This window comes from Qipengyuania flava, assembly GCF_011762005.1.
Taxonomy (GTDB): domain Bacteria; phylum Pseudomonadota; class Alphaproteobacteria; order Sphingomonadales; family Sphingomonadaceae; genus Qipengyuania; species Qipengyuania flava.
Genome location: NZ_JAASQU010000002.1, coordinates 731,366 through 754,790, shown reverse-complemented (window position 1 = coordinate 754,790; position 23,425 = coordinate 731,366). Strand labels below are relative to the sequence as shown.

Sequence of the window (23,425 nt, the reverse complement as noted above, 5' to 3'; positions counted from 1 at the left end):
CCGCTAATCCTGCCTGAACGGGGTTCGCCCGGCCAGGTAATTGCGATCCGAAGCCACTCCGACGCGCTCGCGCTCGAGGAAATCCGCCACTGCGCTGCGGAAGCCCGGATCGGCCATCCAGTGCGCCGACACCGTCTCGACCGGTTCGTAGCCGCGGGCGAGTTTGTGACCGCCCTGCGCACCAGCTTCGACCCGCGCGAGGCCCAGTTCGATCGCCGCATCGATCGCTTGATAATAGCACAGCTCGAAATGCAGGAAGCGGATGTCGCGCGTGCAGCCCCAGTACCGCCCGTAAAGCGCATCTCCACCGATGAAATTGAGCGCCCCTGCGATCGGCACGCCATCCTGCAGTGCCAGCACGAGCAGGATCTTGTCACCCATCCGCTCACCGAGGAGATCGAACGCTTCGCGTGTCAGGTAGGGTGTACCCCACTTGCGTGCGCCGGTATCCTGATAGAACCCCCAGAACGCGTCCCAGTGAACATTGTCGATATCCGCGCCGCGCAATCGATGGATCTCGACCTCGGCCTGTGCGGCGGCGCGTTCCTTGCGTAGCGCCTTGCGTTTGCGCGAAGCGAGCGTGGCCAGATAGTTATCGAAACTTTCGAAACCGCGGTTATGCCAGTGAAACTGGATATCGCTGCGGAGCATCCAGCCCGCCTCCTCGAACAGCCGCTGCTGTTCCGGTTCGATGAAGGTGGCATGGGCGGAGGAGAAACCGTTCTGCAGGCACAATTGCTCGGCCGCTCCCAGCAGCGGCGCTGCAAGCGCCTCATCGGCCAGCAACAGCCGCGGGCCGGTGGCGGGCGTAAAGGGCGCGGCGATCTGCAGCTTGGGATAATAGCTGCCACCGGCCCGCTCATAGGCATCGGCCCAGGCATGATCGAAAACATACTCGCCTTGGCTGTGCCCCTTCAGATAGGCGGGCATCGCGGCAAGCAGCGGCCCATCCCCGGCGCTGATAACCACCGGGGCGCTCTGCCAGCCGGTCCCCTGCCCGACACTCCCCGAATCCTCGAGCGCGGTCAGGAATTCGTGGCTGACGAAAGGATTGCCCCCGCCGGCCAGCGCGTTCCACTGATCGCGATCGAAAGCGCCGACCGAGCCGCCCACGCGTGCGACCAGACCGTCGAAGGTAGGAGCCCCGCTCACCCAACACCGCCGGCTTCGACAATCGGCGCATCCGCATGCCTGCGCGCACGGTCGAGCAGTTCGGGCGTATCGACGGTCCAGGTCAGCACCGGAAGGCCGTGATCACGCAGACGCGTTGTAAACGGACTGGGCAAGGCGGCGATATGATAGGCGATGAACTCGGGCTGCGCGATCCACAATGCGAGGCGCCGCTGCCAAGGCTTCTGCGTGTAGCCCTTCTCGTCCTCGCGCATGACCAGACCTTGCAGTGTCTGCGGCGAATGCCGCCGAAACCATTGCGATACGCGCGGGTCGAAGCTCATCACTGCATGGCTGCCTTCGTAGGACTTCAAGGCATCACGCACCCCGCGACAGCTGGGTTCGACATCATATCCGCGTTTCGACTTGATTTCGATCAGGAGCGGGACCGCACCCGCCACCTGGGCAAGCAGTTCCCCAAGCGCGATCGGCGCCTCTTCGTGTTCGAGATAACTCAGCGTGCGCCACTCTTGCGCAGTGAGCGCTTCGGTCTTGTCGGGACGCCCGATCAGCCTGGTGAAGTCCCAGTCGTGAAACACCATCGGACAATCGTCGCGGCTGCGCTGGATATCGCACTCGATTCCCAGCCCCGCTTCGAGCGCTGCTGCGAAAGCGCTATGCGAATTTTCTATCCTGCCCGGACCGTGCAACCCGCGATGGGCATAGCTCCAGTCGCGCAGCCACCCGACCCGGGTCGGGTCGGGCGAGCGAACCCGGATACGATCAAGCCTTGAGAGCAACGATCGCATCGACCTCGACCGCGGCATTGAGCGGGAGCGCGGGCACACCCACTGCACTGCGCGCATGTTTGCCGGGATCGCCGAACACTTCGTACATGAGGTCCGAGGCCCCGTTGATGACCTTGGGCTGGTCGTAAAAATCGGGCGTGCAGGCGACGAAGCCGCCCAGCTTGACGAAATGCGCGACGCGTTCGATCAGGCCCGCCGCTTCGAGCTGTGCCATGATCATGAGCCCGCAGGCACGGGCCGCCTGCTGCCCCCGTTCCAGGCTTACCCCGTCGCCCAGCTTGCCGGTTACCAGCTCCCCATCGACAAAGGGCAATTGCCCCGAAACGAACGCCGTGTGCCCATCCACTACCACCGGCTGGTAGCTGGCTACGGGTGCGGCGGCATGCGGGAGTGTTATTCCCAGCGAGTTCAGACGGTCGTGAATGCTCATACGGTTTCCCTTTCGATCTCGCCCATCAACCACGGCAGCGCTTCGTCCCAGCTGTCGATACGCGCATCGGCATGGCCCGAGCTATGCGCGCAATCGATATGCGGGGCGAGCAACGGTTCGCCGCACAGATGGAGTGTCGTGATGCTGGCACCGGCCTCGCCCAGCGTTTCGCGTGCCGAGCGGTGGTGCTGCGCGAGGTCGTCGATGAAAATAGCCTTCGACGGAGCATATTCTTCGAGGATTGCCTGCAAGGCCGGCCCCTTGGGCCCCTGATTGGTAAAGACGCGCGCGTCGAGCCCGTGCTCCAGCAATTGCGCCTTGCGCATCTCCTGCCGCTTGTCGACGAGGTTGGTCAGGATCACCACATCGGCATGCTCGCGCAGCGCAGCGATGCCTTCGATCGCGCCGGGGATCGGCGTCTGGCGGTGCATTTCGGTGTCGAAGAATCCCCCGAGCTTCTTCCATATTTCTTCGGGGGCAAGGATTTCGCCCGATTCCTGCCAGCGCAACGCGGTGGCGAAATCATTGCCTTCCATGCGGAACTCAACCCCCTGCGTCTCTGACAGCCAGTCACGGAAAGGCGAGACCATATAAAGCAGGACTTCGTCACAATCGGAGATGATCAATGGTCGGCTCATCGAGCGAGCTCCCTGGCCGCAGCCACAAGCGTTTCGGGGGATGTGTCGAGCGCATCGGCAGCGAGCACCAAGTCGGGTTCGTGATTGGCAAGGAATTCGAGCACTGCTGCCTGAACGCCGCGATCTGTAAGCCCGTTCCTCAAGCGATCCGGCGTCAATCCGGTCAACGACAGCAACCGCTCGGCACGGCGGTCGTCCGCCAGCGCCCAGCCAAGCGCTTCAAGCGCCAGAACCTCGGGCGGCCGTGAATTGGCATCGTTCGGTTCGCGAATAATTGTCAGCGCTCCCGCTTTTGCATAAGGCCCATGCGCATTCGCATGGAGTTCCGGCCAAGTGGCAAAGAGAATCCTCGTTGTCGAGGACAACGACCTCAATCGTAAGCTGTTCTGTGACGTGCTGAAGGCGAACGGCTACGAAGTCGTCCCGGTGGCCGATGGACAGAACGTGCTCGCCACGGCGCAGCGCTTCGCCCCCGATCTGGTGATCATGGATATCCAGCTGCCCAATGTCAGCGGGATCGACCTGATCGCGCAGCTCAAGGCGGATAACGATCTGAACGGGGTCCCGGTGCTCGCGGTGACCGCCTATGCCGGCAAGGGTGACGAAGAGCGCATTCGTGATGCGGGGGCGGCCGACTATCTGGCCAAGCCGGTTTCGATCGGGCCCTTCATGACCGCGGTTCGCACGCTGCTGCCAGCCTAGCCGACCGTCATTTCGAAACCGAATACGGCCAATGTCACGAACAGGCCGATCATGAACACCTTGTAGGCCAGCGCGAGAAAGCGGTACTTCTTGCCCGCCAGAACCTGCCCGTTCTGATACATGTCATGCGCCATCGTCTCGAAGACGGTGCGGTCGGTTTCCAGCCGGGCAAGCAGCTCCTCCGTCCATTCGTCCTCGTCCATCCATGTGTAATGGCCGAAAAAGATGAGGTTGCGATTCTGCACCTTGCCATCGGGCCGACCGACCTTGGGCAGCACCGCCATCACCGCGCAAAGCGAACTGGCGAAGGAAAAGCTTGCCAAGATCATCAGCGAGACTGGCATCTGTCCGGTGAGTGCCCGGCTGACCGATAGCGAGAAGACGAGGAAGGTCGCGCCAAGCAGGATCGACGCTTTCTGGTCGGCCATCTGCGACAGCTTGAGCGTGCTCATCTGCGCGGTGCGCATCAGATGGATCGCGTGGTTGGAATAGGTAGTGGCAGGCCGTGGCGGCTTGGCCGGCGCAGCCGCCGGATCGTTCGCCGCGGTACCGGCATTGGCAAAGGCCTGCGGAGTGGCAGAATCGCTCATCGTTTTCCCCTGTTCGAACAGACGATTGCGACTTTTTCCCAAGCTTGCCATTGCGCGCTGCGCTTGACAAGCACCGCCACAAGCCGCTTTGCCGCGACGATCATACGCGCGGCACGGCCATTTTCGGCCGCCGCGCAGCACAAGGAATGGAAACCCCCGCCATGGACCGAGCCGCAGTCGACGCCAAGATCCGCGAACTGGCCGAACCCTTCAACAAGAAGGGCATTGAGATCAAGGAAGACACCACTTTCGCCAACGATCTGGAATTCGACAGCCTGACGGTGATGGATTTCGTCGCCGCGATCGAAGACGAATTCGACATCATCATCAGCATGAACCAGCAGGCCGAGATCGAGACCTACGGGCAGTTGGTCGACGCGGTCACCAAGCTGCAGGCCGACTGATGAGCCGGGGCATCTCGCAATCCGACCAGCCCGTCGAGCGCGCGGGCGACGGGACCGACCTGTTCTCCAAATTCGACGGCATCATCGCGCTGCGCGAGGGCCTGCTCGCCAGCGGTCAGGAAGATCCGTTCAATCTGGTGATGGAAAAGGTTCTCTCGCCGACCCGGGCGATCTGCAACGGGCGCGAGACGATTCTGCTCGGCACCTACAATTACATGGGCATGACCTTCGATCCCGACGTGATCGGGGCGGGCCAGCAGGCGCTGACCGATTTCGGCAGCGGGACCACCGGCAGCCGCGTCCTCAACGGCACTTACCAGGGCCATCGGGAATGCGAAGACGCGCTGCGCGAATTCTACGCCATGGACCACGCCATGGTCTTCTCGACCGGTTACCAGGCCAATCTCGGGATAATTTCGACCATCGCCGGCAAGGGTGACTACATCATCCTCGACATCGACAGCCATGCCAGCATCTGGGACGGATGCGCGATGGGCAATGCCGAGGTCGTGCCCTTCAAGCACAACGACATCGAAGCGATGGAGAAGCGCCTCAGGCGCATCCCCGAAGGCGCGGGCAAGCTGGTCGTGCTCGAAGGCGTCTATTCGATGCTCGGCGATATCGCGCCGCTCAAGGAAATGGTCGCGGTCGCCAAGAAATATGGTGCGATGGTGCTGGTCGACGAAGCGCATTCGATGGGCTTCATTGGCGAGAACGGGCGCGGCGTCGTCGAACAGGCCGGTGTTATCGACGATGTCGATTTCATCATCGGCACTTTCTCCAAGAGCGTCGGCACCGTCGGCGGGTTCTGCGTTTCGAACCACCCCAAGTTCGAGATCATGCGATTGGTCTGCCGTCCCTATGTGTTCACCGCCAGCCTGCCGCCGAGCGTGGTGGCGACGGCTGCGACCAGCATTCGCAAACTGATGCATGGCTCGAACAAGCGCGCGCATCTGTGGGAGAATTCCAAAACGCTGCACAAGGGGCTGAAAGACCTGGGCTTCGAGCTCGGCACCGACGAACCGCAAAGCGCGATCATCGCGGTCATCATGCCCGACCTCGAGAAAGGGGCCGCGATGTGGGAAGCGCTGATCAAGGGTGGGCTTTACGTGAACCTTGCACGGCCGCCCGCGACCCCCGCCAACATGACGCTGCTGCGGTGTTCGCTCTGCGCCGAGCACAGCGAGAGGGAGGTGGCCGAGATCCTCGCGATTTTCGAACAGGCGGGCAAGCAGGTCGGAATCATCTGATCGGGCGAGCGGCGCGGCGCTTCAGGCCGTCGCGCCGCCCGTGGCCTGTGCGGGCTCCCGCGGCGCAGGCTCTGCGGCCTTCCTCTCGGGAAAGATCGGCCAGAGCAATTGCTGACCGAGCGAGGCCGGCGCGAGGTTTTCGACACCGTAGCTTCGCGGATAGCCGCGCGTGATATGCGCGGTGCCGAACAGCACGTCCCACAGGAACAGCATGTTCCCGTAGTTGCCCTTGTAGTGAACCGCGGGATCGTCGGCATGGCGACCGTGATGCGCATGATGCGTCGCGGGCGTCGAGATGGTGCGCTCAACCACCCACATCAGCGGTGACAGCCAGCGGATCGCATAAAGCGGTCGGTCCCAGGCGACATCCGAATGCGCGCCGATGATGACCAGCATCTTGGCCACGACATAACCTGCATAAACCCAGCCCAGCCCAAGGTAGATCAGCACACCCGACGTCCACAGATTGGGCATCATTGCATAGTAGAGCACGTTGTTTCGATAGACGAGCCGGACGCTCATGTAGCGCGCGTTGTGATGCGCGCGGTGCAGATTGTACAACCACGGGAAAGTGTGGCTCGCGCGGTGCCACCAATATTGCACCATGTCGTCGAGCAGGAGGAACAGGCCCAGCGCGGCGGGCAGGCCGATGTCAGCCAGCGTCCCGTCCCATTGCGGGGCCAGCCAACCCGCAAGGGTCGCGGAGCCGAGGAGGATCGCGGGTTGGGTTACCGCGAGCAGTACCGTCATGCTGACCGCCTCGACGATGCCGTCGTCGCGGGTCTGCTCGGTCTTGCGGAACAGGTTCGAGCGCCACAGTTCGAGCAGCGCGAAGCCGAGATAGATTGCGACTATGGCCAGGGTCGACGACGGCATGGGCAGATCCTCTTCCGGTTGTTGCCTGCGGATGTAGCCGCTAGGCAGGCGGAAGAATGTCGGATGTTTTACATTCTCGCTCGCCACTGCGCGCTGCAATATCGCCGATGCTTCATGCCTCGCTTGAGCCCGAACTGCGCGCCGAGCTGGAGGCGCGGAGCATAATGCGCGAATTTACCGACGGGCAGATCATCCAGCAGCGCGGGGACGAGCCCGATGGTTTCTGGCTGATCGTCGAGGGCACGGTGGTCGCGGGCCAGTTCCTTTCCGGCGGCGATTTCCGCGCGGTCGCAGTGCTCGGCCCGGGCGATTCCTATGGCGAGCTGGCGATGTTCTCGCAGCGCCCGCGGGTGGTCGACGCGGTATCTCGCGGCGACAGCCGGCTGCGCTATATCCCGGCGAGCACTTTCCTCGAATGCCTGGCACGCTATCCGGCTTCGGGGCGGGCGCTGCTGGGGGCGCTGGCGGTGCAGGTGCAGGACCTGATCAATTTGGTGGTCGACCTGCGTCGCGGCAATGCCACTGCGCGGCTGGCGCTGCTGCTCGTCAATATGGCGCAAGGCGTGGCCAGTGATGCCAGCCTGCCGGTCACGCAGCAGGAACTGGCCGAACTGCTCGGTGTAACGCGCCCGACCGCCAATGGAGCGCTGCGCGAGCTCGAGGCACTGGGCCTCGTCGAGCGCGGCTACGGGCGGCTGCGCGTGCGCGATCGCCAGGCGCTGGCCAAGTTCGCACGCGACTGACGCAAATGCGTGGCGGCCTCAGCCGCCGGCCGCGAGCGGCTGTTCGAGCGCTGCCCCGCTGCATGGTCCCGCCTCGCCGTCCTCGCTCCCGCCCAGCTGGGTCAGCACCAGCACACCGCCGACCACCAGCACGACGAAGACGGTGGTCACCGTGCCGAGATACTTGTCGATCACGCGCTTGATCGGCGCGCCGAAGACGCGGAACAGGATCCCTACGGTCATGAAAATCAGCGCGCGGGCGAACAGGCTGGACAGCACGAAGGTGACGAGGTTCATGCCGACGAAGCCCGCCGTGATCGTCAGCAGCTTGAACGGCACCGGGGTGGCACCCGCGATCAGGATCGCCTCGAAATCGTATTCGCGCAGGTGACAAGCGGCGACCGGAAATGCCTCGGTCAGACCGAGCACGCCGATCAGCCACACGCCCAGCGTGTCGTAAAGCCCCCAGCCGATCGCATAGCCGAGCAGTGCCCCCGCCACCGAGGCCAGCGTCGCGACCAGCGCAAAGCGCACCGCCTTGTTCGGTTCGGCAAGACACATCAGCCCGAGCAGCGGATGCGGCGGGATTGGAAAGAAGCTGGATTCGACGAAACAGAAGAACGCCAGCCAGCCCACGGCATGCGGGTGCGCGGCCTTGTCCATCGTCCAGTCGTAGAGCCCGCGCAGCGGTTTCATGATCATGATCTGGGAAAGTCCCTCGCATCCCATGGAGCGCCCCGATTAGGCTAGCGCGGAACGCTAGGCAAGCGCGAGGAAAAAACCTATTTGGTTCTTTCTTCTTGACAGCGTCACGCTATTTAGGTACATAAGGCGAACATCGGAAAATAGCGATTCGCGAAGGGCGGCCCCTCATAGGGAGGCCGCCCTTCGTCGTTCTGCGCTGTGCCCAATCGGAGAACCATCATGCCGAAGGTGGCCAAGGCCCGCACCAAGCGGACCAAGATTGCCGACGTCTACCGGCGCGGCGAAAAGAACAAACTCGACCGGCACTGGCGCGCTTTCTTTCTCGACCATCTGGCCGAGACGTCCAACGTGACCGCTGCCGCACATTTTGCCGGGGTGAACCCTTCCCGCGCTTACAAGGTGCGCCGGGAGGATGCTGCATTTGCGCGCAAATGGTATGCCGCGCTGCTCGAAGGATATGAGCATCTCGAACTCGAGACGCTGCGCCGTCTGCGCGAGGGCGTACCCGCCGACGGACCCAAGTTCGACATCGCCAATGCGCTGCGGCTGCTGACGCTCCATCGCGAGACGGTGGCGCGCGAACGGACCCGGCTCGAAAATTCGGACGAGGCCAGCGTGCTCGCCTCGCTCAATGCAAAGCTCGAAGCCATGCGCCAGAACGAAATGGCGCTGCAGGCGGCGCTGGCGGAGGAGGTGACCGATCCGGTCGCCCCCACCGATGCTGGGTGACGGTTTCCTCGATTGGCTGCGCGAACAAGACGACCGCACCAAGACCGGTCTGATCGCGCAGCTGGAAGAGCGCGAACGCGCGCTGATCCGGCATGACTGGCCGCTCTGGCGGCGCGAGGCGCAATCCCCGCCGCGCGGCGATTGGAATTGCTGGGTGATTTGCGCGGGACGCGGCTTCGGCAAGACCCGCACCGGGGCCGAATGGGTGCGCGAATGCGCCATCCTCGATCCCGATGCACGGATCGCGCTGGTTGCCGCCTCGCTTGGCGAAGCGCGCAGCGTAATGGTCGAAGGCGAAAGCGGGGTGCTGGCAATCTGTCCGCCGAACTACCGGCCGTTCTACGAGCCGTCGCTCAAGCGGCTGACCTGGCCCAATGGCGCGATGGCCTTTCTGTATTCGGCCGCCGAGCCCGACAGCCTGCGCGGCCCGCAACACAGCCATGCGTGGTGCGACGAGATCGGCAAATGGCCGGGGGTGTCGGGCAGAGCCGAGGCGGCCTGGGACAATCTGGCGATGGGGCTGCGGCTGGGATTGCACCCCAAGGTGGTGGCCACCACCACGCCGCGCGCCACTGCGCTGGTCCGGCGGCTGGTAGGCGAGGAAACCCGCGGGCTGGCACATATCAGCCGCGGGACGACCTATGAGAACGCCGCCAATCTGCCACCGCGCTTCGTCGCGACGATCCGCCAGCGCTACGGCCATACCGCGCTTGGGCGGCAGGAGCTCGACGGCATGCTGCTCGAGGAGATCGAGGGCGCGCTGTGGACGCGGTCGCTGCTCGAAAGCTGCCGGCACCAAGGCCCAAGCGATACGCTTTGCCGTGTGGTGGTCGGGGTCGATCCGCCCGCCAGCGACCGCGGCGACGAATGCGGCATCGTAGTCTGCGCGCTGGGCGCAAGCGGCATTGCGCAGGTGCTCGCCGATTGCTCGGTCGCGAAGGCCAGCCCAGAACGCTGGGCGCGCGCAGTGGCCGAAGCCGCACGCGGCTGGAAGGCCGACCGCGTGGTGGCCGAGGCCAACCAGGGCGGCCAGATGGTCGCCAGCGTGCTGCGCGCCGCCGATATCGCGCTGTCGCTCAAGCTGGTCCACGCCTCCAGAGGCAAGGCGGCGCGCGCCGAACCCGTCGCCGCGCTCTACGAAGCGGGCCGCGTACGACACGCCGGCCTGTTCGCGCATCTGGAGGACCAACTCTGTGGGCTGATGGCTGGTGGCGGATACGAGGGTCCCGGCAGATCGCCCGATCGCGCCGATGCGCTGGTGTGGGCGCTCAGCGAACTGATGCTGGGCCAGCCCGCAAACCCGCGCGTGCGGCAGGTTTAGCGACCAGATCGAGCGGGCCCCCGGTCAGGCCTGGCCGACGAATTTCTAGCCGAGTTCACTTTCTGTCGCCCCGGGTCCGATTGGGGGCGGTTGCCACTTAGCTACGCTTCAGCCGGAGAGATCCATGTCATTCTTCACCAGTCTCGTCTCCGCCTTCAAAGGCGGGGGCGGATCGCGTGCGCCTGTTGCGCGCGGCTTCATCAGCCCTTGGGCGAGCGGTTTCGACGGCGGTCCGCTGCAGCGTGCGCCATTCGACTATGCACGCGAGGTGGCCGAGGCCTATCTCGCCAACCCGGTGGCGCAGCGCAGTGTGCGGATCGTGGCCGAAGGGGTCGGCGGCGCGCCGGTGGCCTGCGCGGACGAAGGACTGGCGAAACTGCTCAGTTCTTCCTGCGGGGCGCAGCCGCTGCTCGAGGTACTCGCCGCCCAGCTTGCGCTGCATGGCAATGCCTTCGTCCAAATCGTGAAAGACGGTACCGGCAGCCCGGTCGAGCTGTTTCCGCTGCGGCCCGAGCGCGTGCAGGTGATCGCGGGCGAAGATGGCTGGCCGGCGCGCTATCGTTACGTGCTCGCCGATCGCACGCTGGATATCGCGCTGGATGACGAGGATGGCTGGCCCAACCTCGTCCACCTGAAGGGCTTCCACCCGACCGACGACCATTACGGCGCGGGATGCCTCGCTGCGGCTGCACCGGCAGTGGCGGTCCATAATGCCGCGAGCGCGTGGAACCGCGCGCTGCTGGCGAATGCCGCGCGGCCGAGCGGCGCACTGGTTTATGACGGCGAGGATGGCGGCGCGCTAAGCGCCGAGCAGTTCGACCGGCTGAAGGCCGAATTGCAGAACGCCTTCCAGGGCCATGCCAATGCCGGGCGGCCGATGCTGCTCGAGGGCGGGCTCGACTGGAAGGCGATGAGCCTCAGCCCCTCCGACATGGATTTCGCCACGCTGAAAGCGGCTGCCGCGCGCGACATCGCGCTGGCCTTCGGCGTGCCGCCGATGCTGCTCGGCCTGCCGGGCGACAACACCTATGCCAATTACCGCGAGGCCAATCGCGCACTGTGGCGGCTGACGCTGCTGCCTCTGGCGGGCAAGATCCTTGGCGGACTGCAGGCAGGGCTGAGCGACTGGTTCGCCGAGGACGCCAGCGTCGATCTCGACCGCGTCCCCGCGCTCGCCGAGGACCGCGAGCGGTTGTGGGCGCAGGTCAGCAGCGCCGACTTCCTGAGCGACGCGGAGAAACGCGCGCTGCTCGGGCTGGCAGGACAGGAGGCAACGCGATGACCCGCGAGGAGATGCTTGCACGGCTGATCGCACAGGCCGATGCACAGGGCGGCGATCTGATCACGCTGCGCGCCATCGTGGAAGAGGCGAGCGAACTGGGCGCGGCGCGCGTGCTCGAGCGGATCGGCCTGTCCGATCCCTCCGCACCCGACGATATCGACGAGTTGCGCGAGCTGCTCTCGGCTTGGCGCGATGCCAAGGCGAGCGCGTGGAAGGCGGCGGTCGAATGGCTGGTGCGCGGCGTGCTCGCGCTGTTGCTGGTGGGTATTGCAGTGCGGCTCGGCGTCGGGGACATGCTCTCGTGAGCCTGCGAATCGCGGGTTATGCCGCGCTGTTCGATCACGCCGACGCCGCGCGCGACACGATCCGCCGCGGCGCTTTCGCGCGCACGCTGGCCGAGCGACGGGAGCCCATCCCGCTCTATTGGCAGCACAGCCCCGACCGGCGCATCGGCTGGGTCGACCGCATAGGCGAGGACACGCGCGGGCTGCGGATCGTCGCGCAGATCGACCAGCCACAGGGCCGCGCCGCCAAGCTGCTGCGAACGCGCGCAGTGAGCGGGCTCAGCTTCGGCTACCGCGCCCGCCGCTTTCAGCGGACAGCGTCAGGCCGCATGCTCGAAGAGATCGACCTGTTCGAGGTCAGCGTGGTCACCCACCCGCTGCAGCCGCAGGCACGGATCCACTTCACCGCCTGACCCGCCCCGCCGCCCCGAACGATGCCCCTCGCCGCCTTCGGGCGGCTTTTTTGTGCCCTGAAGAAAGAGGACCCTGCTATGGAAACGACCACCCCCACCGATCCCGCCGAAACGAGCTTCGATATCGTCGCGCGCCAAGACTCGCTCGAGGCCGATGTCGCGCTGCTGCGCGGCGATGTCGATGAGGTGAAGGCCCGCGTCGAGAAGATCGGCCGTGTCGCGAGCCGCCCTGCGCTTTCGGGCGCTGCGGATCCCGCGCCCGAAGTGAAGGGCTTCGTCGACGGCTATCTGCGCCGCGGCGCGACAACCGAAGTCAAGTCGCTCACCGCCGGCGTGCCCGCCGATGGCGGTTATGCCGTGCCGCAGCAGATCGACGCCGCTATCGCGCGCGAACTCACCGCGATCAGCCCGATCCGCGCCATCGCGCAGGTCGTCCAGACCGGCAGTGCGGGGTACCGCAAGCTCATCACCACCGGTGGAACCGCCAGCGGCTGGGTCAGCGAGACCGCGGCGCGGCCCGAGACCGACACGCCCGAATTTGCCGAGATCGCGCCTCCGACGGGCGAGCTCTACGCCAATCCGGCAGCGAGCCAGGCGATGCTCGACGATGCCGGCTTCGACCTCGAGAGCTGGCTCGCGAGCGAGATTGCGATGGAGTTCGCGCGCGCCGAGGGAGCCGCTTTCGTGGCGGGTTCGGGCAACGACCAGCCCGCTGGCTTCCTCACCGCCCCGACCGCGACCACGCCTGACGACCTGCGCGCTTTCGGCACGCTCCAATATCTCGGGACGGGCGCGGCAAGCGGGCTCGGTGATGCGCCCGAGAACCGGCTGATCGACCTCGTCCACGCGCTGAAGGCGGGTCACCGGCAGGGCGCGAGCTTCGTGATGAACTCGGCAACGCTCGCGGAGGTGCGCAAGCTGCGCAGCGAGGATGGGGCCTTCCTGTGGCAGCCGGGACTGGTCGAGGGGCAGCCAGACCGGCTGCTCGGCTATCCGGTGGTCGAGGCGGAGGACATGCCCGATATCGCCGCGGGCGCAGTCCCGATCGCCTTCGGCAACTTCCGCCACGGCTATTTGATCGCCGAACGCAGCGCGACGCAGGTGCTGCGTGACCCCTTCACCAACAAGCCCTTCGTGCATTTCTACGCCACCAAGCGCGTCGGCGGGCAGGTGCTCGACGGCAACGCGATCAAGCTGCTCAAGATCGAGGAATAGGCGGAAAGCCGCTTCCGCCCGCCCGCGCCGGTTCTCCCTTTCCGGCGCGGGCACCCTGCCTGCCAATCGGGACCCATCTCCATGCCGACAGACCTGTCCGGCCAGCCGCTCGACGCGCTCAAGCAATGGCTGGCGATAAGCACCGCGCGCGAAGACGCGCTGCTGCTCCGCCTGCTCGAGAGCGCGTGGCGGATGTGCCTGCGTTTCACCGCGATCGATGCCGACGACTGGGCGACGCTGCCCGAACCCTTACGCCACGGCATCATCCGCTTCGCCGCGCATCACTATCGCGAACGCGACCGCCCCGATGGCGACCATCTGCCCGCCGCGGTGGCGGCGCTGTGGCGCCCCTATCGCGAGCTGCGGCTGTGAGTTTCGCACGTCTGGCGGAGCAACTCGTGCTCCGCGCCGCCCGTCGCGCACAGGCCGCTGCCGAAATGCGCCTGCACCGCCGCAATGCCGACATGCAACGCTGGCACCGCGCCACGCTGCTGTGGCCGCACTTCGCCCGGGAGGATCGCTGATGGAAAGCGCGCTACGCCGCACGCTGATCGCCTGGCTCCGGGCCGACCCGGTGCTGTTGGGCTTGCTCAATGCAGTCGAGGAAGAGGCTCCACCCGCAGCAAGCCCGCCGCATTGCGCCATCGCCGCGAGCGCCAGCGCCGACTGGTCGCACAAAACCGGCCGGGGACGCGAAGTGCGCATCGCGCTCGAGATTGTCGATCGCGGCGACGATCCGGCCAACATCCGGGCAATCGCCGACCGCATCGAACAACGCATCGCCACGCTTGCTCCGCAGCAGGACGGGTTCCGCGTGGTCGTGACGCAGTTCCTGCGCAGCCGCGCCGAGCGGCGCCGGAGCACGGTTCGCGCAGTGCTGCTCGAATACCGCTTCCTCCTGCTCGCCGACTGACCTCCCGCGTATCGAAAGGATCCATGACATGACCGCACAGAAAGGCGCCGCCTTCCTTCTCAAAATCGGCGATGGGCGATCGCCCGCGACTTACGACACGGTCGCCGGGCTGCGCACCACCCAGATGAGCGTCAACGGCGATACGGTGGTGGTGACGCACAAGGGCAGTGGCGGCTGGCGCGAACTCCTTTCGGGCGCGGGAACGCGCTCTGTGTCGGTCGCCGCCTCGGGAATATTTCTTGGTTCGGATGCCGAGAGCGCAATCCGCACACATGCGCTCGCCGGAACGCTGGACGAGTACGAGCTCAGTTTCGAGGACGGCGCGAAGATGCGCGGGCGCTTCCTGGTCCAACGGCTCGACTATGCCGGTGATTTCAACGGCGAGCGCACCTATGCGCTTCAGCTCGAAAGTTCGGGCGCGGTGGTGCCCGCATGAGCGGTGTCGACAGCGCGAAATCAGCCAACACCGCGCGCGGCGAAGCCCTGCTGACAATCGAGGGCCAAACCCGGCTCCTGCGTCCGAGTTTCGATGCGCTCGTGCGCGCAGAGGAGGAGCTCGGCCCCCTGTTCGCGCTGGTCGAACGCGCGGGCGAAGGCCAGCTACGGCTCAGCGAGCTGGCCACGCTCTTCTGGCACTGCCTCGACGAGCCCGGTAAACACTCACGCGCAAAGGTGGGTGCGGCCGTAATCGAACAGGGCTTAGCCGCTTCCGCCGCGCCGCTGCGTGCGCTGTTGGGCGAAATCCTCCGGGGCCGGAAGTGAGCGAGCGCTTCGCAGCCCGGGCGCTGCAATTGGCGGGCCTGGCCGCGCTGCGGCTCGGCTGGACGCCGCGCGTCTTCTGGGACGCCACGCCATCCGAACTGGCCGCGAGCATTGCTCCTCCGGCACCTACACAACTTCCACCCACACCAGCTGAAATCGCCGCACTGATCGAAAGGGATCGCGATGGATGACGAGATCGACGAGATGATCGTTTCGGTGCGCGCAGACACGCGCGCCTTCGCCGCCGACATGCAGCAGATGCGTGGGACCTTGGACAGCACGCTGGTCGACGGGTTCGACCAGGCGGGGAGTGTCCTCGAGCGCAGCCTGCTGGCCGCCATTCGCAAGGGCGGCCTGGGGTTCGAGGATCTCAAACGCATCGCGGGCACCGCGCTCGACCAGATCGCCGAACGCGCCCTGCAGCTCGGCCTCGACCGACTGATCGGCGGCGCGGCAAGCGGTGGCTTCGCTGCGATACTGGGCGGCGCGGTCGGATCGTTGCTCGGCCTGCCCGGGCGCGCGACCGGGGGCCTGGTAGCGCCCGACCGACCGTACCTCGTTGGAGAGCGCGGGCCTGAGCTCTTCGTCCCGACAAGCGCCGGACGCGTCGATCCCGGCAACGTCGCGCAGACCGCGGGTCGAGAAGTACGAGTCTCGATCAACCTGGCTGCTCCCAAGGGTAGCTCCGCACCGGTCGCACTGCAGCGGTCTTCGCGACAGGTCGCCAGCGCGGTGCGCCGCGCGCTCTCGCGCTGAACAGGAGGGTTGAAAATGGCATTCTGGCTAGCGCGCGAGCGTCGCGGGCAGCATTGCTGCTACATTCAGCGTTTCGATCCGCGCTTCTGGACGGTCAATTTCCCGCGACCGATGATGGCAAGCGTCGTGAGCACCGCGGCGGATGCTCTGCGGGTCGACTGCAGCTTCTATCACAACGGCGAACTCGCGGGACTGATCTGGGAGAGCGAAGACCGGCTGGACCATCCCCTGCTCGCCTATGAGACGCAGCGTGATTACGCGCACTGCATCCTCAAGTTTCGCTGGCGCAGCGGCGGGGTGATCGCGCTCGACCAGCCGCATGGCCCGACGCTGACGATCGAGGGCCGCGACGCCGCAGGCAATGCGCGCGCCTGGTATGTCCGGCTGTGGAATTATGCCAGCGGCACGCCGAACGACGCCCTGATCGAACTGCCTTTCTCGGCGCTCCAGTCGGGATATAGCCTGCCTGGCGAGCCCGTGCACCCGAGCGATATCGATCGCATATTCATCAGCCTGGTGCCCCAAGGCTATGTCGAGGGCAGCACCGAGCAATTGCCGGCACGCGTCGACGGCTGGGCCGAAATGAGCGGCTTAAGCTGCGAAGGCGCCCATGCCTCGCTGGAAACAGGCGATGTCCTGCTACCGGCGCATGGCGAGCAGATCGCCACCGCCTATGACGACAGCTTCAACCAAACCCCCGCGCGGCTGCTGCGCAATATCGAAGGGCTCGGCTATCGCGGCCGCATCGTTCACTATGTGGGCATGAGCCATTACTTCCGGCTCGAGCCGCTGGGCGATGCTCATTACATTAGCCTTGCTGGTGGCGTTCTCAACGGCCCGTGCGAGGCATGGCACCGTGCCTACGCCGACAGGGCACGCGAACTCGATTTCGAACTGATCTGGTCGCTTTCCTACGAATTGTTCGATGCGCATTGCTGGAACGACTGGAAACAGCGCGCGCCGGACGGTTCGGCGGCGCTGACCGGCTGGGTTCCGCCTTCGACTCTGCTGTCACCGGCTCATGCCGGGGCGATGGCCTATCTGCAGCAGGTCGCACGCGCCTTTGTCGCCATCGCTCGCGATGCGGGGTTGCGGGTGCTGTTCCAGATCGGCGAGCCGTGGTGGTGGACGGTGCCGGAAAGCGGAGCGCCCTGCATCTATGACGCGAGTGCGCGCCAGGCGCTGGGTGACGATCCGGTAGCGATCCCCACGCTTCGCGCACCGCTCGATGCGGGACAGCGCGCGCTGCTCGACGCGGCAGGTCACATCCTGTCGGATTCGACCGACGCGCTTGCCGAAGCCGTGCGCGACGCGGCTTCGGGTGATGCAGAGGTCCTGCTGCTGACCTTCACTCCGACCGTGCTCGATCCCGCTACGCCCGATGCCTGGCGCGCCAACATGCCCGTCGGCTGGCGCTATCCCGCTTTCGACCGCTTGCAACTGGAGGACTATGACTGGCTGACCGGTGGCGCCGACGCCGCGCGCCGCCGGGCTGACGGGTTCGTAGCCGATCACCTGGGATATCCGGTCGCTGCGACCGACTACTTCTCCGGCTTCGTGCTGCTGCCCGAAAACAGCGAAGGGTACTGGCCGCTTATTGATCGCGCGCTCGACGCGGCGCGCGATCGCGGAGTGACGCAGCGCTTTGTCTGGGCGCTGCCACAGGTCGCGCGCGACGGATACACCCGCCTGCCTTCGGGAGAGCAAACCATGATCGCCTTCGACGATGTCGCCTATCCGCTCGAACTGGGGCGCGATGCCGCGGCGAGCCCGGAATTCTCTACCTTTGTCGCGGTCACCGCGTCGGGGCACGAGCATCGCAATGCGTTGTGGTCGGATGCGCGGATGCGGTACGACGTCGGCCCCGGCATCCGCTCCGAGAGCGAATTGGGCACGCTGCTGGCTTTCTTTCGCGCGCGCTACGGCCCCGCACGTGGATTCCGCCTGCGCGATCCCTTCGACTTCAGCTCCAACCGCATGACCGGCCAGCCCACACCGCTCGACCAGCCCCTCGGAACGGGGGACGGCAACACCAGTCGTTTTCGTCTGGCGAAGACCTATGGCGACCAGAAACGCCCGATCACCCGCCCGGTACCGTCCAGCCTGCAAGTGGCGCTGGACGGAAGCGAAATCGCAGACTGGCAATTCGAAACCGGCGGCTGGATCGTTTTCGAAACCGCGCCCGCGACCGGCGTGGAGATCACCGCGGGGTTTCTGTTCGACGTACCGGTACGGTTCGCCGAGGATCGGCTCGACGTTTCCGGCCTTGCCTTCGCTGCTGGCGAAGCGCCCAGCGTGCCCTTGGTCGAGATCCGCGAGCCGGCATGAGCAAGACTTTCTTTGCCGGCCAGCTCGACACAGCGGCGACCTGGTGGCGCATCCATCGTCGCGACGGCGTGACGCTCGGCTTCGCAACGCACGACCGCGACCTGTGGTTCGACGGTGTGATGCATCGCACCGCGCCGGGAATGCTGCCCTCCGCGATCCGGCGCACGTCAGGCTTCGAAGACGATCCGAGCGACGTTGCCGGTGCGCTCAGCCATGATGCGATCCGCGCAGACGACCTCGTTCGGGGCCGCTACGATGCTGCCCTGATCGAGAGCGGGGTCGTCGATTGGCAAACTTCCGAAAGCGTATTGCTGTACAGGGGAAGCCTTGGCGCGATAAGCCGCGAGGCAGGATCATTTCGCGCCGAACTCGTTTCGGACAAGGCTCGCTTGGCGCAGGACCGTATCCCGCTGACGGGTCCCTCGTGCCGCGCACAATTCTGCGGGCCGGGTTGTGATCTGAACCCACAATTCCACCAGCGACGCGCGCTCGTCACCGAGATCGACCCTGCGGCCCACAGCCTGAAGCTCGATCTGACGGACGCTGTCCCGTACCGCTTCGGCCGGCTGCGCTGGATCGATGGACCACTGACCGGCATCGCCCATTCTATCGTCAATGCGCAGGAGAACACGGTCACTCTGGCCGATCCCCTGCTGCCGGAAGTGCAGCCTGGCCGGCGGGTTCTCCTGCGCGAGGGCTGCGACCGGACGCTGGCCACCTGCGCCGACCGCTTCGGCAATGCGCTCAATTTCCGCGGCGAACCCTTCTTGCCCGGCAACGACATGATGGCGCGTTATCCGGTGCCGCGATGAGCGCGCCGGCCGCGGCATTCGCCGCTGCAGCCGAGGGGCTGGTCGGCACACCTTTCCGCTTGCATGGTCGCAACCCTCACACCGGGCTCGATTGCGTGGGCCTGGTGGGGGCTGCGCTTACCGCCTCGGGTAGGCGCGTAAGATATCCTTTCGGCTATCGCCTGCGCAATGCGACGATCCACCGCTGGTTGGGCTTCGCAAATGCCAACGGCCTCCTGCCCGTCGAAGGGCCGGTGCTGCCCGGAGACGTCTTGCTGACCCAGCCGGGGCCCGCGCAATACCATCTGATCGTCGCAATCGCCGGGGATCGTGTCGTCCATGCGCATGCCGGCCTCAACCGCGTCGTCGTCGAACCCCGCCACCCGGAAACTGGCCCGATCGCACACTGGCGCCTAGCGGCGCGTTCGGAGAACCTATGGCAACGTTAGTACTCGGAGCGATCGGAACGCTGGTCGGTGGGCCGCTTGGCGGCGCTATCGGTGCGACGCTCGGCCGCGGTCTGGACCGCGAGATTATCGGCAATGGGCGGCGCGATGGGCCACGCCTGACAGAGCTGGCGGTGAGCACCTCCAGCTACGGCCAGCCCATTCCGGGATTGTATGGCCGCGTCCGCGTGCCCGGCAGCGTGATCTGGGCGAGCGACCTTGCCGAGCGGCGCGAGACTTCGGGTGGCGGCAAGGGTCGGCCGAAGACCACGAGCTACAGCTATTCGGTTTCGCTGGCGGTCGCGCTTTCCAGCCAACCGATCGAACGCGTGGGCAGGATCTGGGCCGATGGACATTTGCTGCGCGGCGCAGCAGGCGATCTCAAGACCGGCGGATCGCTGCGCGTTCATCGTGGCCATGCCGATCAACCGCCCGATCCGCTGCTGGTCGCCGAACTGGGCGCACGCTGCCCGGCCTTTCGTGGCTGCGCCTATGTCGTGTTCGAGGATCTCGCACTGGAGGATTTCGGCAATCGTGTCCCGGCGCTGAGCTTCGAAGTTTTGGCCGGATCCGCAACGGGGGTGGCAGGCGAGATCGCGCGGACACACGGGTTCGACGCCGTAACCGCTCCGATTGCGGAACTTGAAGGCTACATCCACGATGGCGGCAGCGCCGCAGCGACCTTGACGCATCTAGCGCGGCTAACGCCACTAGGGGTACAATGGACACCGGACGGGCCCCGGCTTGCCTCGGTCGACCTTGAAAGCGAAGCCCCGATCACACTGTCCGACCCTGTCGTCACCCCGGAAGGCGATTTCGGTCGGATGGCGGGTATCGAGCGCACGAGAGCAACCCTTGTCGAGCCGATTACTGCGCTTCGCTATTACGACTCTGCGCGTTCCTACCAGCCGGGACTTCAGCGCGCGCCAGGAGAAGCGGGCGGAAGAGCTGTGCTCGAATTGCCCGGGGTGCTGAATGCAACCAATGCCCGCGCATTGCTGTCGCGCACACGGCTTCGTGAGCGCTGGCAGAGCGACACGCTGTCTTTGCGCATTGCAGCACTCGATCCTAAAGTCGGCCCCGGAAGCATTGTCCGCATTCCCGACCATCCCGGCCTGTGGCAGGTGACTGCATGGGAATGGCGCGAAATCGGAATCGAGCTCGACCTGCAACGACACGCGACCGCCACTCCGGTAGCCGCCGCAGCCGATGGCGGAGCGGCGTGGGATCCGCCCGATCGCCAAGCGGTTGGAAGCCTTTTGCGCGCCTTCGAACTGCCGTGGGACGGCACCGGGCCGGATGGCCAGCCGCAACGCTTTGCCGCGGTCGGCGCACCCGACGGCCGCTGGGCGGGCGCAGCACTGTATCATCTTCGCGATGGCGCGCTGATCCCGCTCGGTGAGAGCGGTCCCGACCGTGCGATCGGCGGACGATTGCTGGCGCCCCTCGCCCCCAGTCGCGGCCTGCGCTTCGAGCCTGCGGCAGGGCTGCATTTACGGCTCGATCATGAGGCGCCCGCGTTCGAACCGGCGACCACAAGCGCTCTGGCACAGGGTGCCAACCGGCTACTGGTCGGCGAGGAAATCATCCAATTCGCGCGCTACGAGGCGCTCGGTGAAGGGGAATGGCGCCTGTTCGGACTGTTGAGGGGGCGCGGCGGGACCGAGCACCACGCGCTCGTCGGCCATTCGGCAGGTACGCCAGCAACTGCGCTCGACGAGCGACTTTGGGCGCTGCCGGACGACGTTGAGTTTGATGCCAAAAGTCTGCTGGCCGCTATCGGCCACGCGGATGACGAGCCGGTCTATGCCACGCTTGAGGGATCCGGCAGTACGCGCAGACCGCTCTCACCGGTACACCCTAGACAAAGATACCCACGCGAGGGCGGGCTCGAGCTGTCCTGGACGCGCCGAGCGCGCGGCGGGTGGCATTGGCTGAACGAAGTCGAGCAACCGTTGGTCGAACAGGACGAAATCTACGAGATCGGCATTGGCGAGCCTGCCAAGCCGGAACGGATATGGACGAGCGACCAGTCCCGCTTTCATCTTTCCGCGGCAAGTCTTGCAGACGTCGCAGCCGCATATCCCGGTCAACCGGTCTGGGTTCGGCAAAGCGGCAGCTACGCACGCTCGCTTCCGCTATTACTCACCCACCTTCCCTCGACGATTTGACAGGAGCCGAGATTGACCCAGCCAATCCCATTCGACGCCGCCACACCGCGCCTCGACCTCCCTTTGTTGGCGGCTGCGCAGGCCCAGAAAGAGGCGTTTGTCAACGAAGCCCTCGCGCGGATCGACGTGTTGCTCCATCCCGTGGTCAAAGGCAGCACAACCGCGCCGCCGTCGAACCCGCAGGCCGGCGAGTGCTGGGTCGTTGCAGCGACCGCTTCCGATGCATGGTTCGAGCGGGAGGATATGCTGGCATGCTGGGACAGCGAACAATGGACCTTCTGCCAGCCCCTGGCCGGAATGCACATCTACAACGCGGATAGCGGGGAGAGATGGGTATACCGGGATGAATGGATCCGTGCCGAACGCCCCGATGAACCCATCGGTGGGGCAGTCGTCGACGCACAGGCACGCGCAGCAATTGTCGCTCTGATCGACAAGCTTGCAACACTGGCCATTTTTCCCGACGATTGACGGGAACCGCCGACAGACTATGGCGTTCGCCTGTCACGGAAGGGATCCCGGATACGGAACTCATTCTCATCGCGTAGGAAAAGCGGCAATCTTGCAACAGTTCCTACCGATTGTTTGCTTGCCACCTCATGGGGACAAAGTTAGATATGTTCTACTCGGTGGCTCCAATTCGCAAAAAGGGGAAACTATAATGCGGAAATTCGTCATAGGAATGGCGATGGCCTCTACGGCCCTTGCATCGCCTGCCCTGGCTAAGGACGACAGCTGGTACATCGGCGCCGAATTCGGCTCGATGCTGGTCGAAGACGGCGATTTCGATATCAACGCTACGACCGACACCCACGAAGTCAGCCATGACCTCGGCTTCGACGGTGGCGGTTACGTCGGTTACGACTTCGGCGGATTCCGTCTGGAAGCAGAAGTCAGCTACCGTCAGGCCAATGTCGACGGCATCAATGTTGCAACGCCTGGCCTGGTATACGGCCCGGGCGCAGTTGCTCCGGCAGGCTTCTACCCTGCAGGCGGTGACGCGAACGCTCTTTCCTTCATGCTCAACGGCCTCGTGGACTTCGGTCCCGACGATGGCCTGCAGGGTTATGTCGGCGGTGGTGTCGGCGTTGCTCGTACCAGCTATGAAGTCGCACCTTATTCGAACTTCACCTCGTCGATCGACGATTCCGACAGCGGCCTTGCATGGCAGGTTCTCGCTGGCGTTCGCGCTCCGCTGACCGATTCGATCGATGTCGGCCTGCGCTACCGCTTCTTCAACGCAGAGAGTGTTGAACTGGTCGACCTCGGTGGCAACACCCTCGAAGACACCTTCACCAGCCATTCGCTGATGGGTACGCTTGAGTTCAACTTCGGCGAGCCGGCTGCACCGCCGCCTCCGCCGCCGCCGCCCCCGCCGCCGCCGCCTCCCCCGCCGCCCCCGCCGCCGCCGGCGCCGGTCTGCGAGACGGGTCCGTACATTGTCTTCTTCAACTGGGACAAGTCGGACATCACGCCGGAAGCTGCGACGATCCTCGACAACGCGGTCTCGGCTTACGCTAACTGCGGCACCGCCGCGGTCATGCTTGCCGGTCACACCGACCGTTCGGGCTCGACGACCTACAACATGGGTCTTGCCGAGCGTCGTAACGCCTCGGTCCGTGGTTACCTGACCTCGCGCGGCATTCCGGACACCCGGATCACCAGCGAAGCGTTCGGTGAATCGCAGCCGCGCGTACCGACCGCCGACGGCGTTCGCGAACTGCAGAACCGTCGCGTCGAAATCACTTACGGTCCGGGTTCGGGCATGTAAGCGACGG

The 23,425-nt window shown here is 65.4% G+C and carries 31 protein-coding genes; 23 read left to right on the top strand and 8 right to left on the bottom strand.

Annotated features, from left to right (window positions below; translation table 11 throughout):
* Positions 1–3: 3 nt before the first annotated feature.
* From FHS69_RS10420 to FHS69_RS10400, 5 genes are read right to left on the bottom strand one after another with little or no spacing between them, the layout of a single operon-like run.
* Entirely contained in the window at positions 4–1,152 is a 1,149-nt protein-coding gene (locus tag FHS69_RS10420) for a GNAT family N-acetyltransferase (protein ID WP_166777612.1), read from the bottom strand.
* Positions 1,149–1,919 carry a glycerophosphodiester phosphodiesterase family protein gene (locus tag FHS69_RS10415; protein ID WP_166777611.1) on the bottom strand — a complete coding sequence of 257 codons (771 nt, stop codon included), beginning with the start codon at positions 1,917–1,919 and terminating at the stop codon, positions 1,149–1,151. Before FHS69_RS10415 ends, FHS69_RS10420 begins: the two co-directional genes overlap by 4 nt.
* A complete protein-coding gene (locus tag FHS69_RS10410) occupies positions 1,894–2,349 on the bottom strand; it encodes a RidA family protein (RefSeq protein WP_166777610.1) in 456 nt (151 codons plus the stop codon). The genes FHS69_RS10415 and FHS69_RS10410 overlap by 26 nt, the downstream gene beginning before the upstream one ends.
* A complete protein-coding gene (locus FHS69_RS10405; RefSeq protein WP_166777609.1) occupies positions 2,346–2,987 on the bottom strand; it encodes an HAD family hydrolase in 642 nt (213 codons plus the stop codon). Before FHS69_RS10405 ends, FHS69_RS10410 begins: the two co-directional genes overlap by 4 nt.
* Positions 2,984–3,352 (bottom strand): DUF3572 domain-containing protein, encoded by a 369-nt coding sequence (locus FHS69_RS10400; protein ID WP_370301182.1) that lies wholly within the window; start codon positions 3,350–3,352, stop codon positions 2,984–2,986. The genes FHS69_RS10405 and FHS69_RS10400 overlap by 4 nt, the downstream gene beginning before the upstream one ends.
* On the opposite strand from FHS69_RS10400, the gene FHS69_RS10395 reads away from it, so the two are divergent.
* Positions 3,321–3,689, top strand: a complete 369-nt coding sequence (locus FHS69_RS10395) for a response regulator (protein WP_067499989.1) — start codon at positions 3,321–3,323, stop codon at positions 3,687–3,689. The two genes, FHS69_RS10400 and FHS69_RS10395, sit on opposite strands and share 32 nt — an antisense overlap.
* Here FHS69_RS10395 and FHS69_RS10390 read toward each other — a convergent pair.
* Complete coding sequence (locus FHS69_RS10390) at positions 3,686–4,279, bottom strand: Pycsar system effector family protein (protein WP_166777608.1); 594 nt, start codon at positions 4,277–4,279, stop codon at positions 3,686–3,688. The two genes, FHS69_RS10395 and FHS69_RS10390, sit on opposite strands and share 4 nt — an antisense overlap.
* 161 nt (positions 4,280–4,440) lie before the next feature.
* Between FHS69_RS10390 and FHS69_RS10385 the strand changes: the two genes are divergently transcribed.
* Positions 4,441–4,683: an acyl carrier protein gene (locus FHS69_RS10385; RefSeq protein WP_067464870.1), complete on the top strand. Its 243-nt coding sequence runs from the start codon at positions 4,441–4,443 to the stop codon at positions 4,681–4,683.
* The gene (spt, locus tag FHS69_RS10380) at positions 4,683–5,933 is read left to right on the top strand and encodes a serine palmitoyltransferase (RefSeq protein WP_166777607.1); all 1,251 of its coding nucleotides are present in this window, start codon (positions 4,683–4,685) and stop codon (positions 5,931–5,933) included. Before FHS69_RS10385 ends, spt begins: the two co-directional genes overlap by 1 nt.
* A gap of 21 nt (positions 5,934–5,954) precedes the next feature.
* Here the strand turns inward: spt and FHS69_RS10375 are convergent, their stop codons facing one another.
* The gene (locus FHS69_RS10375) at positions 5,955–6,809 is read right to left on the bottom strand and encodes a sterol desaturase family protein (RefSeq protein WP_166777606.1); all 855 of its coding nucleotides are present in this window, start codon (positions 6,807–6,809) and stop codon (positions 5,955–5,957) included.
* A gap of 164 nt (positions 6,810–6,973) precedes the next feature.
* Here FHS69_RS10375 and FHS69_RS10370 point away from each other — a divergent pair, with 164 nt between their 5' ends.
* Positions 6,974–7,552, top strand: a complete 579-nt coding sequence (locus FHS69_RS10370) for a Crp/Fnr family transcriptional regulator (protein WP_166777605.1) — start codon at positions 6,974–6,976, stop codon at positions 7,550–7,552.
* 18 nt (positions 7,553–7,570) lie between these two features.
* Here the strand turns inward: FHS69_RS10370 and FHS69_RS10365 are convergent, their stop codons facing one another.
* Positions 7,571–8,233, bottom strand: a complete 663-nt coding sequence (locus FHS69_RS10365) for a YqaA family protein (RefSeq protein ID WP_151884851.1) — start codon at positions 8,231–8,233, stop codon at positions 7,571–7,573.
* A gap of 222 nt (positions 8,234–8,455) precedes the next feature.
* On the opposite strand from FHS69_RS10365, the gene FHS69_RS10360 reads away from it, so the two are divergent.
* The 19 genes from FHS69_RS10360 (at position 8,456) to FHS69_RS10270 (ending at position 23,418) form a co-directional block, all read left to right on the top strand.
* A complete protein-coding gene (locus tag FHS69_RS10360; RefSeq protein WP_166777604.1) occupies positions 8,456–8,965 on the top strand; it encodes a hypothetical protein in 510 nt (169 codons plus the stop codon).
* A complete protein-coding gene (locus FHS69_RS10355; protein ID WP_166777603.1) occupies positions 8,955–10,286 on the top strand; it encodes a DNA-packaging protein in 1,332 nt (443 codons plus the stop codon). The genes FHS69_RS10360 and FHS69_RS10355 overlap by 11 nt, the downstream gene beginning before the upstream one ends.
* A 124-nt stretch (positions 10,287–10,410) precedes the next feature.
* Positions 10,411–11,568: a phage portal protein gene (locus FHS69_RS10350; protein ID WP_166777602.1), complete on the top strand. Its 1,158-nt coding sequence runs from the start codon at positions 10,411–10,413 to the stop codon at positions 11,566–11,568.
* On the top strand, positions 11,565–11,873 hold the full coding sequence (locus FHS69_RS10345) for a DUF6127 family protein (protein WP_166777601.1): 309 nt from the start codon (positions 11,565–11,567) through the stop codon (positions 11,871–11,873). The genes FHS69_RS10350 and FHS69_RS10345 overlap by 4 nt, the downstream gene beginning before the upstream one ends.
* A gap of 2 nt (positions 11,874–11,875) precedes the next feature.
* The gene (locus FHS69_RS10340) at positions 11,876–12,265 is read left to right on the top strand and encodes an HK97 family phage prohead protease (RefSeq protein WP_243844637.1); all 390 of its coding nucleotides are present in this window, start codon (positions 11,876–11,878) and stop codon (positions 12,263–12,265) included.
* A 78-nt stretch (positions 12,266–12,343) separates the two neighbouring features.
* On the top strand, positions 12,344–13,480 hold the full coding sequence (locus FHS69_RS10335) for a phage major capsid protein (protein WP_166777599.1): 1,137 nt from the start codon (positions 12,344–12,346) through the stop codon (positions 13,478–13,480).
* 81 nt (positions 13,481–13,561) lie between these two features.
* Positions 13,562–13,852: a head-tail connector protein gene (locus tag FHS69_RS10330; RefSeq protein ID WP_151884858.1), complete on the top strand. Its 291-nt coding sequence runs from the start codon at positions 13,562–13,564 to the stop codon at positions 13,850–13,852.
* A complete protein-coding gene (locus FHS69_RS10325; RefSeq protein WP_166777598.1) occupies positions 13,849–14,004 on the top strand; it encodes a hypothetical protein in 156 nt (51 codons plus the stop codon). Before FHS69_RS10330 ends, FHS69_RS10325 begins: the two co-directional genes overlap by 4 nt.
* A complete protein-coding gene (locus tag FHS69_RS10320) occupies positions 14,004–14,393 on the top strand; it encodes a DUF3168 domain-containing protein (protein WP_166777597.1) in 390 nt (129 codons plus the stop codon). The genes FHS69_RS10325 and FHS69_RS10320 overlap by 1 nt, the downstream gene beginning before the upstream one ends.
* Before the next feature lie 28 nt (positions 14,394–14,421).
* The gene (locus FHS69_RS10315; RefSeq protein WP_166777596.1) at positions 14,422–14,829 is read left to right on the top strand and encodes a phage major tail protein, TP901-1 family; all 408 of its coding nucleotides are present in this window, start codon (positions 14,422–14,424) and stop codon (positions 14,827–14,829) included.
* Positions 14,826–15,155 carry a gene transfer agent family protein gene (locus tag FHS69_RS10310; RefSeq protein ID WP_166777595.1) on the top strand — a complete coding sequence of 110 codons (330 nt, stop codon included), beginning with the start codon at positions 14,826–14,828 and terminating at the stop codon, positions 15,153–15,155. Before FHS69_RS10315 ends, FHS69_RS10310 begins: the two co-directional genes overlap by 4 nt.
* A complete protein-coding gene (locus FHS69_RS10305) occupies positions 15,152–15,346 on the top strand; it encodes a phage tail assembly chaperone (RefSeq protein ID WP_151884861.1) in 195 nt (64 codons plus the stop codon). The genes FHS69_RS10310 and FHS69_RS10305 overlap by 4 nt, the downstream gene beginning before the upstream one ends.
* Positions 15,339–15,911, top strand: coding sequence for a tail tape measure protein (locus tag FHS69_RS10300; RefSeq protein ID WP_166777594.1), 573 nt, complete (start codon positions 15,339–15,341; stop codon positions 15,909–15,911). Before FHS69_RS10305 ends, FHS69_RS10300 begins: the two co-directional genes overlap by 8 nt.
* A gap of 15 nt (positions 15,912–15,926) precedes the next feature.
* A complete protein-coding gene (locus tag FHS69_RS10295; RefSeq protein ID WP_166777593.1) occupies positions 15,927–18,239 on the top strand; it encodes a DUF2460 domain-containing protein in 2,313 nt (770 codons plus the stop codon).
* Positions 18,236–19,051, top strand: coding sequence for a DUF2163 domain-containing protein (locus FHS69_RS10290; RefSeq protein WP_166777592.1), 816 nt, complete (start codon positions 18,236–18,238; stop codon positions 19,049–19,051). Before FHS69_RS10295 ends, FHS69_RS10290 begins: the two co-directional genes overlap by 4 nt.
* Positions 19,048–19,479, top strand: a complete 432-nt coding sequence (locus FHS69_RS10285) for a C40 family peptidase (RefSeq protein WP_166777591.1) — start codon at positions 19,048–19,050, stop codon at positions 19,477–19,479. Before FHS69_RS10290 ends, FHS69_RS10285 begins: the two co-directional genes overlap by 4 nt.
* On the top strand, positions 19,467–21,647 hold the full coding sequence (locus FHS69_RS10280) for a phage tail protein (RefSeq protein WP_166777590.1): 2,181 nt from the start codon (positions 19,467–19,469) through the stop codon (positions 21,645–21,647). Before FHS69_RS10285 ends, FHS69_RS10280 begins: the two co-directional genes overlap by 13 nt.
* A gap of 12 nt (positions 21,648–21,659) precedes the next feature.
* Positions 21,660–22,118 carry a DUF2793 domain-containing protein gene (locus FHS69_RS10275; RefSeq protein ID WP_208380282.1) on the top strand — a complete coding sequence of 153 codons (459 nt, stop codon included), beginning with the start codon at positions 21,660–21,662 and terminating at the stop codon, positions 22,116–22,118.
* Positions 22,119–22,308: 190 nt separating this feature from the next.
* Positions 22,309–23,418 (top strand): OmpA family protein, encoded by a 1,110-nt coding sequence (locus FHS69_RS10270; RefSeq protein WP_166777589.1) that lies wholly within the window; start codon positions 22,309–22,311, stop codon positions 23,416–23,418.
* Positions 23,419–23,425: the final 7 nt, after the last annotated feature.

Coding starts and splice junctions, on each gene's coding strand:
- FHS69_RS10310 (WP_166777595.1), top strand. CDS start 14,826: ATGAGCGGTGTCGACAGCGCGAAATCAGCCAACACCGCGCGCGGCGAA.
- FHS69_RS10375 (WP_166777606.1), bottom strand. CDS start 6,809: ATGCCGTCGTCGACCCTGGCCATAGTCGCAATCTATCTCGGCTTCGCG.
- FHS69_RS10410 (WP_166777610.1), bottom strand. CDS start 2,349: ATGAGCATTCACGACCGTCTGAACTCGCTGGGAATAACACTCCCGCAT.
- FHS69_RS10355 (WP_166777603.1), top strand. CDS start 8,955: ATGCTGGGTGACGGTTTCCTCGATTGGCTGCGCGAACAAGACGACCGC.
- FHS69_RS10285 (WP_166777591.1), top strand. CDS start 19,048: ATGAGCGCGCCGGCCGCGGCATTCGCCGCTGCAGCCGAGGGGCTGGTC.
- FHS69_RS10365 (WP_151884851.1), bottom strand. CDS start 8,233: ATGATCATGAAACCGCTGCGCGGGCTCTACGACTGGACGATGGACAAG.
- FHS69_RS10330 (WP_151884858.1), top strand. CDS start 13,562: ATGCCGACAGACCTGTCCGGCCAGCCGCTCGACGCGCTCAAGCAATGG.
- FHS69_RS10280 (WP_166777590.1), top strand. CDS start 19,467: ATGGCAACGTTAGTACTCGGAGCGATCGGAACGCTGGTCGGTGGGCCG.
- FHS69_RS10295 (WP_166777593.1), top strand. CDS start 15,927: ATGGCATTCTGGCTAGCGCGCGAGCGTCGCGGGCAGCATTGCTGCTAC.
- FHS69_RS10270 (WP_166777589.1), top strand. CDS start 22,309: ATGCGGAAATTCGTCATAGGAATGGCGATGGCCTCTACGGCCCTTGCA.
- FHS69_RS10300 (WP_166777594.1), top strand. CDS start 15,339: ATGGATGACGAGATCGACGAGATGATCGTTTCGGTGCGCGCAGACACG.
- spt (WP_166777607.1), top strand. CDS start 4,683: ATGAGCCGGGGCATCTCGCAATCCGACCAGCCCGTCGAGCGCGCGGGC.
- FHS69_RS10350 (WP_166777602.1), top strand. CDS start 10,411: ATGTCATTCTTCACCAGTCTCGTCTCCGCCTTCAAAGGCGGGGGCGGA.
- FHS69_RS10320 (WP_166777597.1), top strand. CDS start 14,004: ATGGAAAGCGCGCTACGCCGCACGCTGATCGCCTGGCTCCGGGCCGAC.
- FHS69_RS10360 (WP_166777604.1), top strand. CDS start 8,456: ATGCCGAAGGTGGCCAAGGCCCGCACCAAGCGGACCAAGATTGCCGAC.
- FHS69_RS10335 (WP_166777599.1), top strand. CDS start 12,344: ATGGAAACGACCACCCCCACCGATCCCGCCGAAACGAGCTTCGATATC.
- FHS69_RS10405 (WP_166777609.1), bottom strand. CDS start 2,987: ATGAGCCGACCATTGATCATCTCCGATTGTGACGAAGTCCTGCTTTAT.
- FHS69_RS10345 (WP_166777601.1), top strand. CDS start 11,565: ATGACCCGCGAGGAGATGCTTGCACGGCTGATCGCACAGGCCGATGCA.
- FHS69_RS10415 (WP_166777611.1), bottom strand. CDS start 1,919: ATGCGATCGTTGCTCTCAAGGCTTGATCGTATCCGGGTTCGCTCGCCC.
- FHS69_RS10390 (WP_166777608.1), bottom strand. CDS start 4,279: ATGAGCGATTCTGCCACTCCGCAGGCCTTTGCCAATGCCGGTACCGCG.
- FHS69_RS10370 (WP_166777605.1), top strand. CDS start 6,974: ATGCGCGAATTTACCGACGGGCAGATCATCCAGCAGCGCGGGGACGAG.
- FHS69_RS10385 (WP_067464870.1), top strand. CDS start 4,441: ATGGACCGAGCCGCAGTCGACGCCAAGATCCGCGAACTGGCCGAACCC.
- FHS69_RS10290 (WP_166777592.1), top strand. CDS start 18,236: ATGAGCAAGACTTTCTTTGCCGGCCAGCTCGACACAGCGGCGACCTGG.
- FHS69_RS10315 (WP_166777596.1), top strand. CDS start 14,422: ATGACCGCACAGAAAGGCGCCGCCTTCCTTCTCAAAATCGGCGATGGG.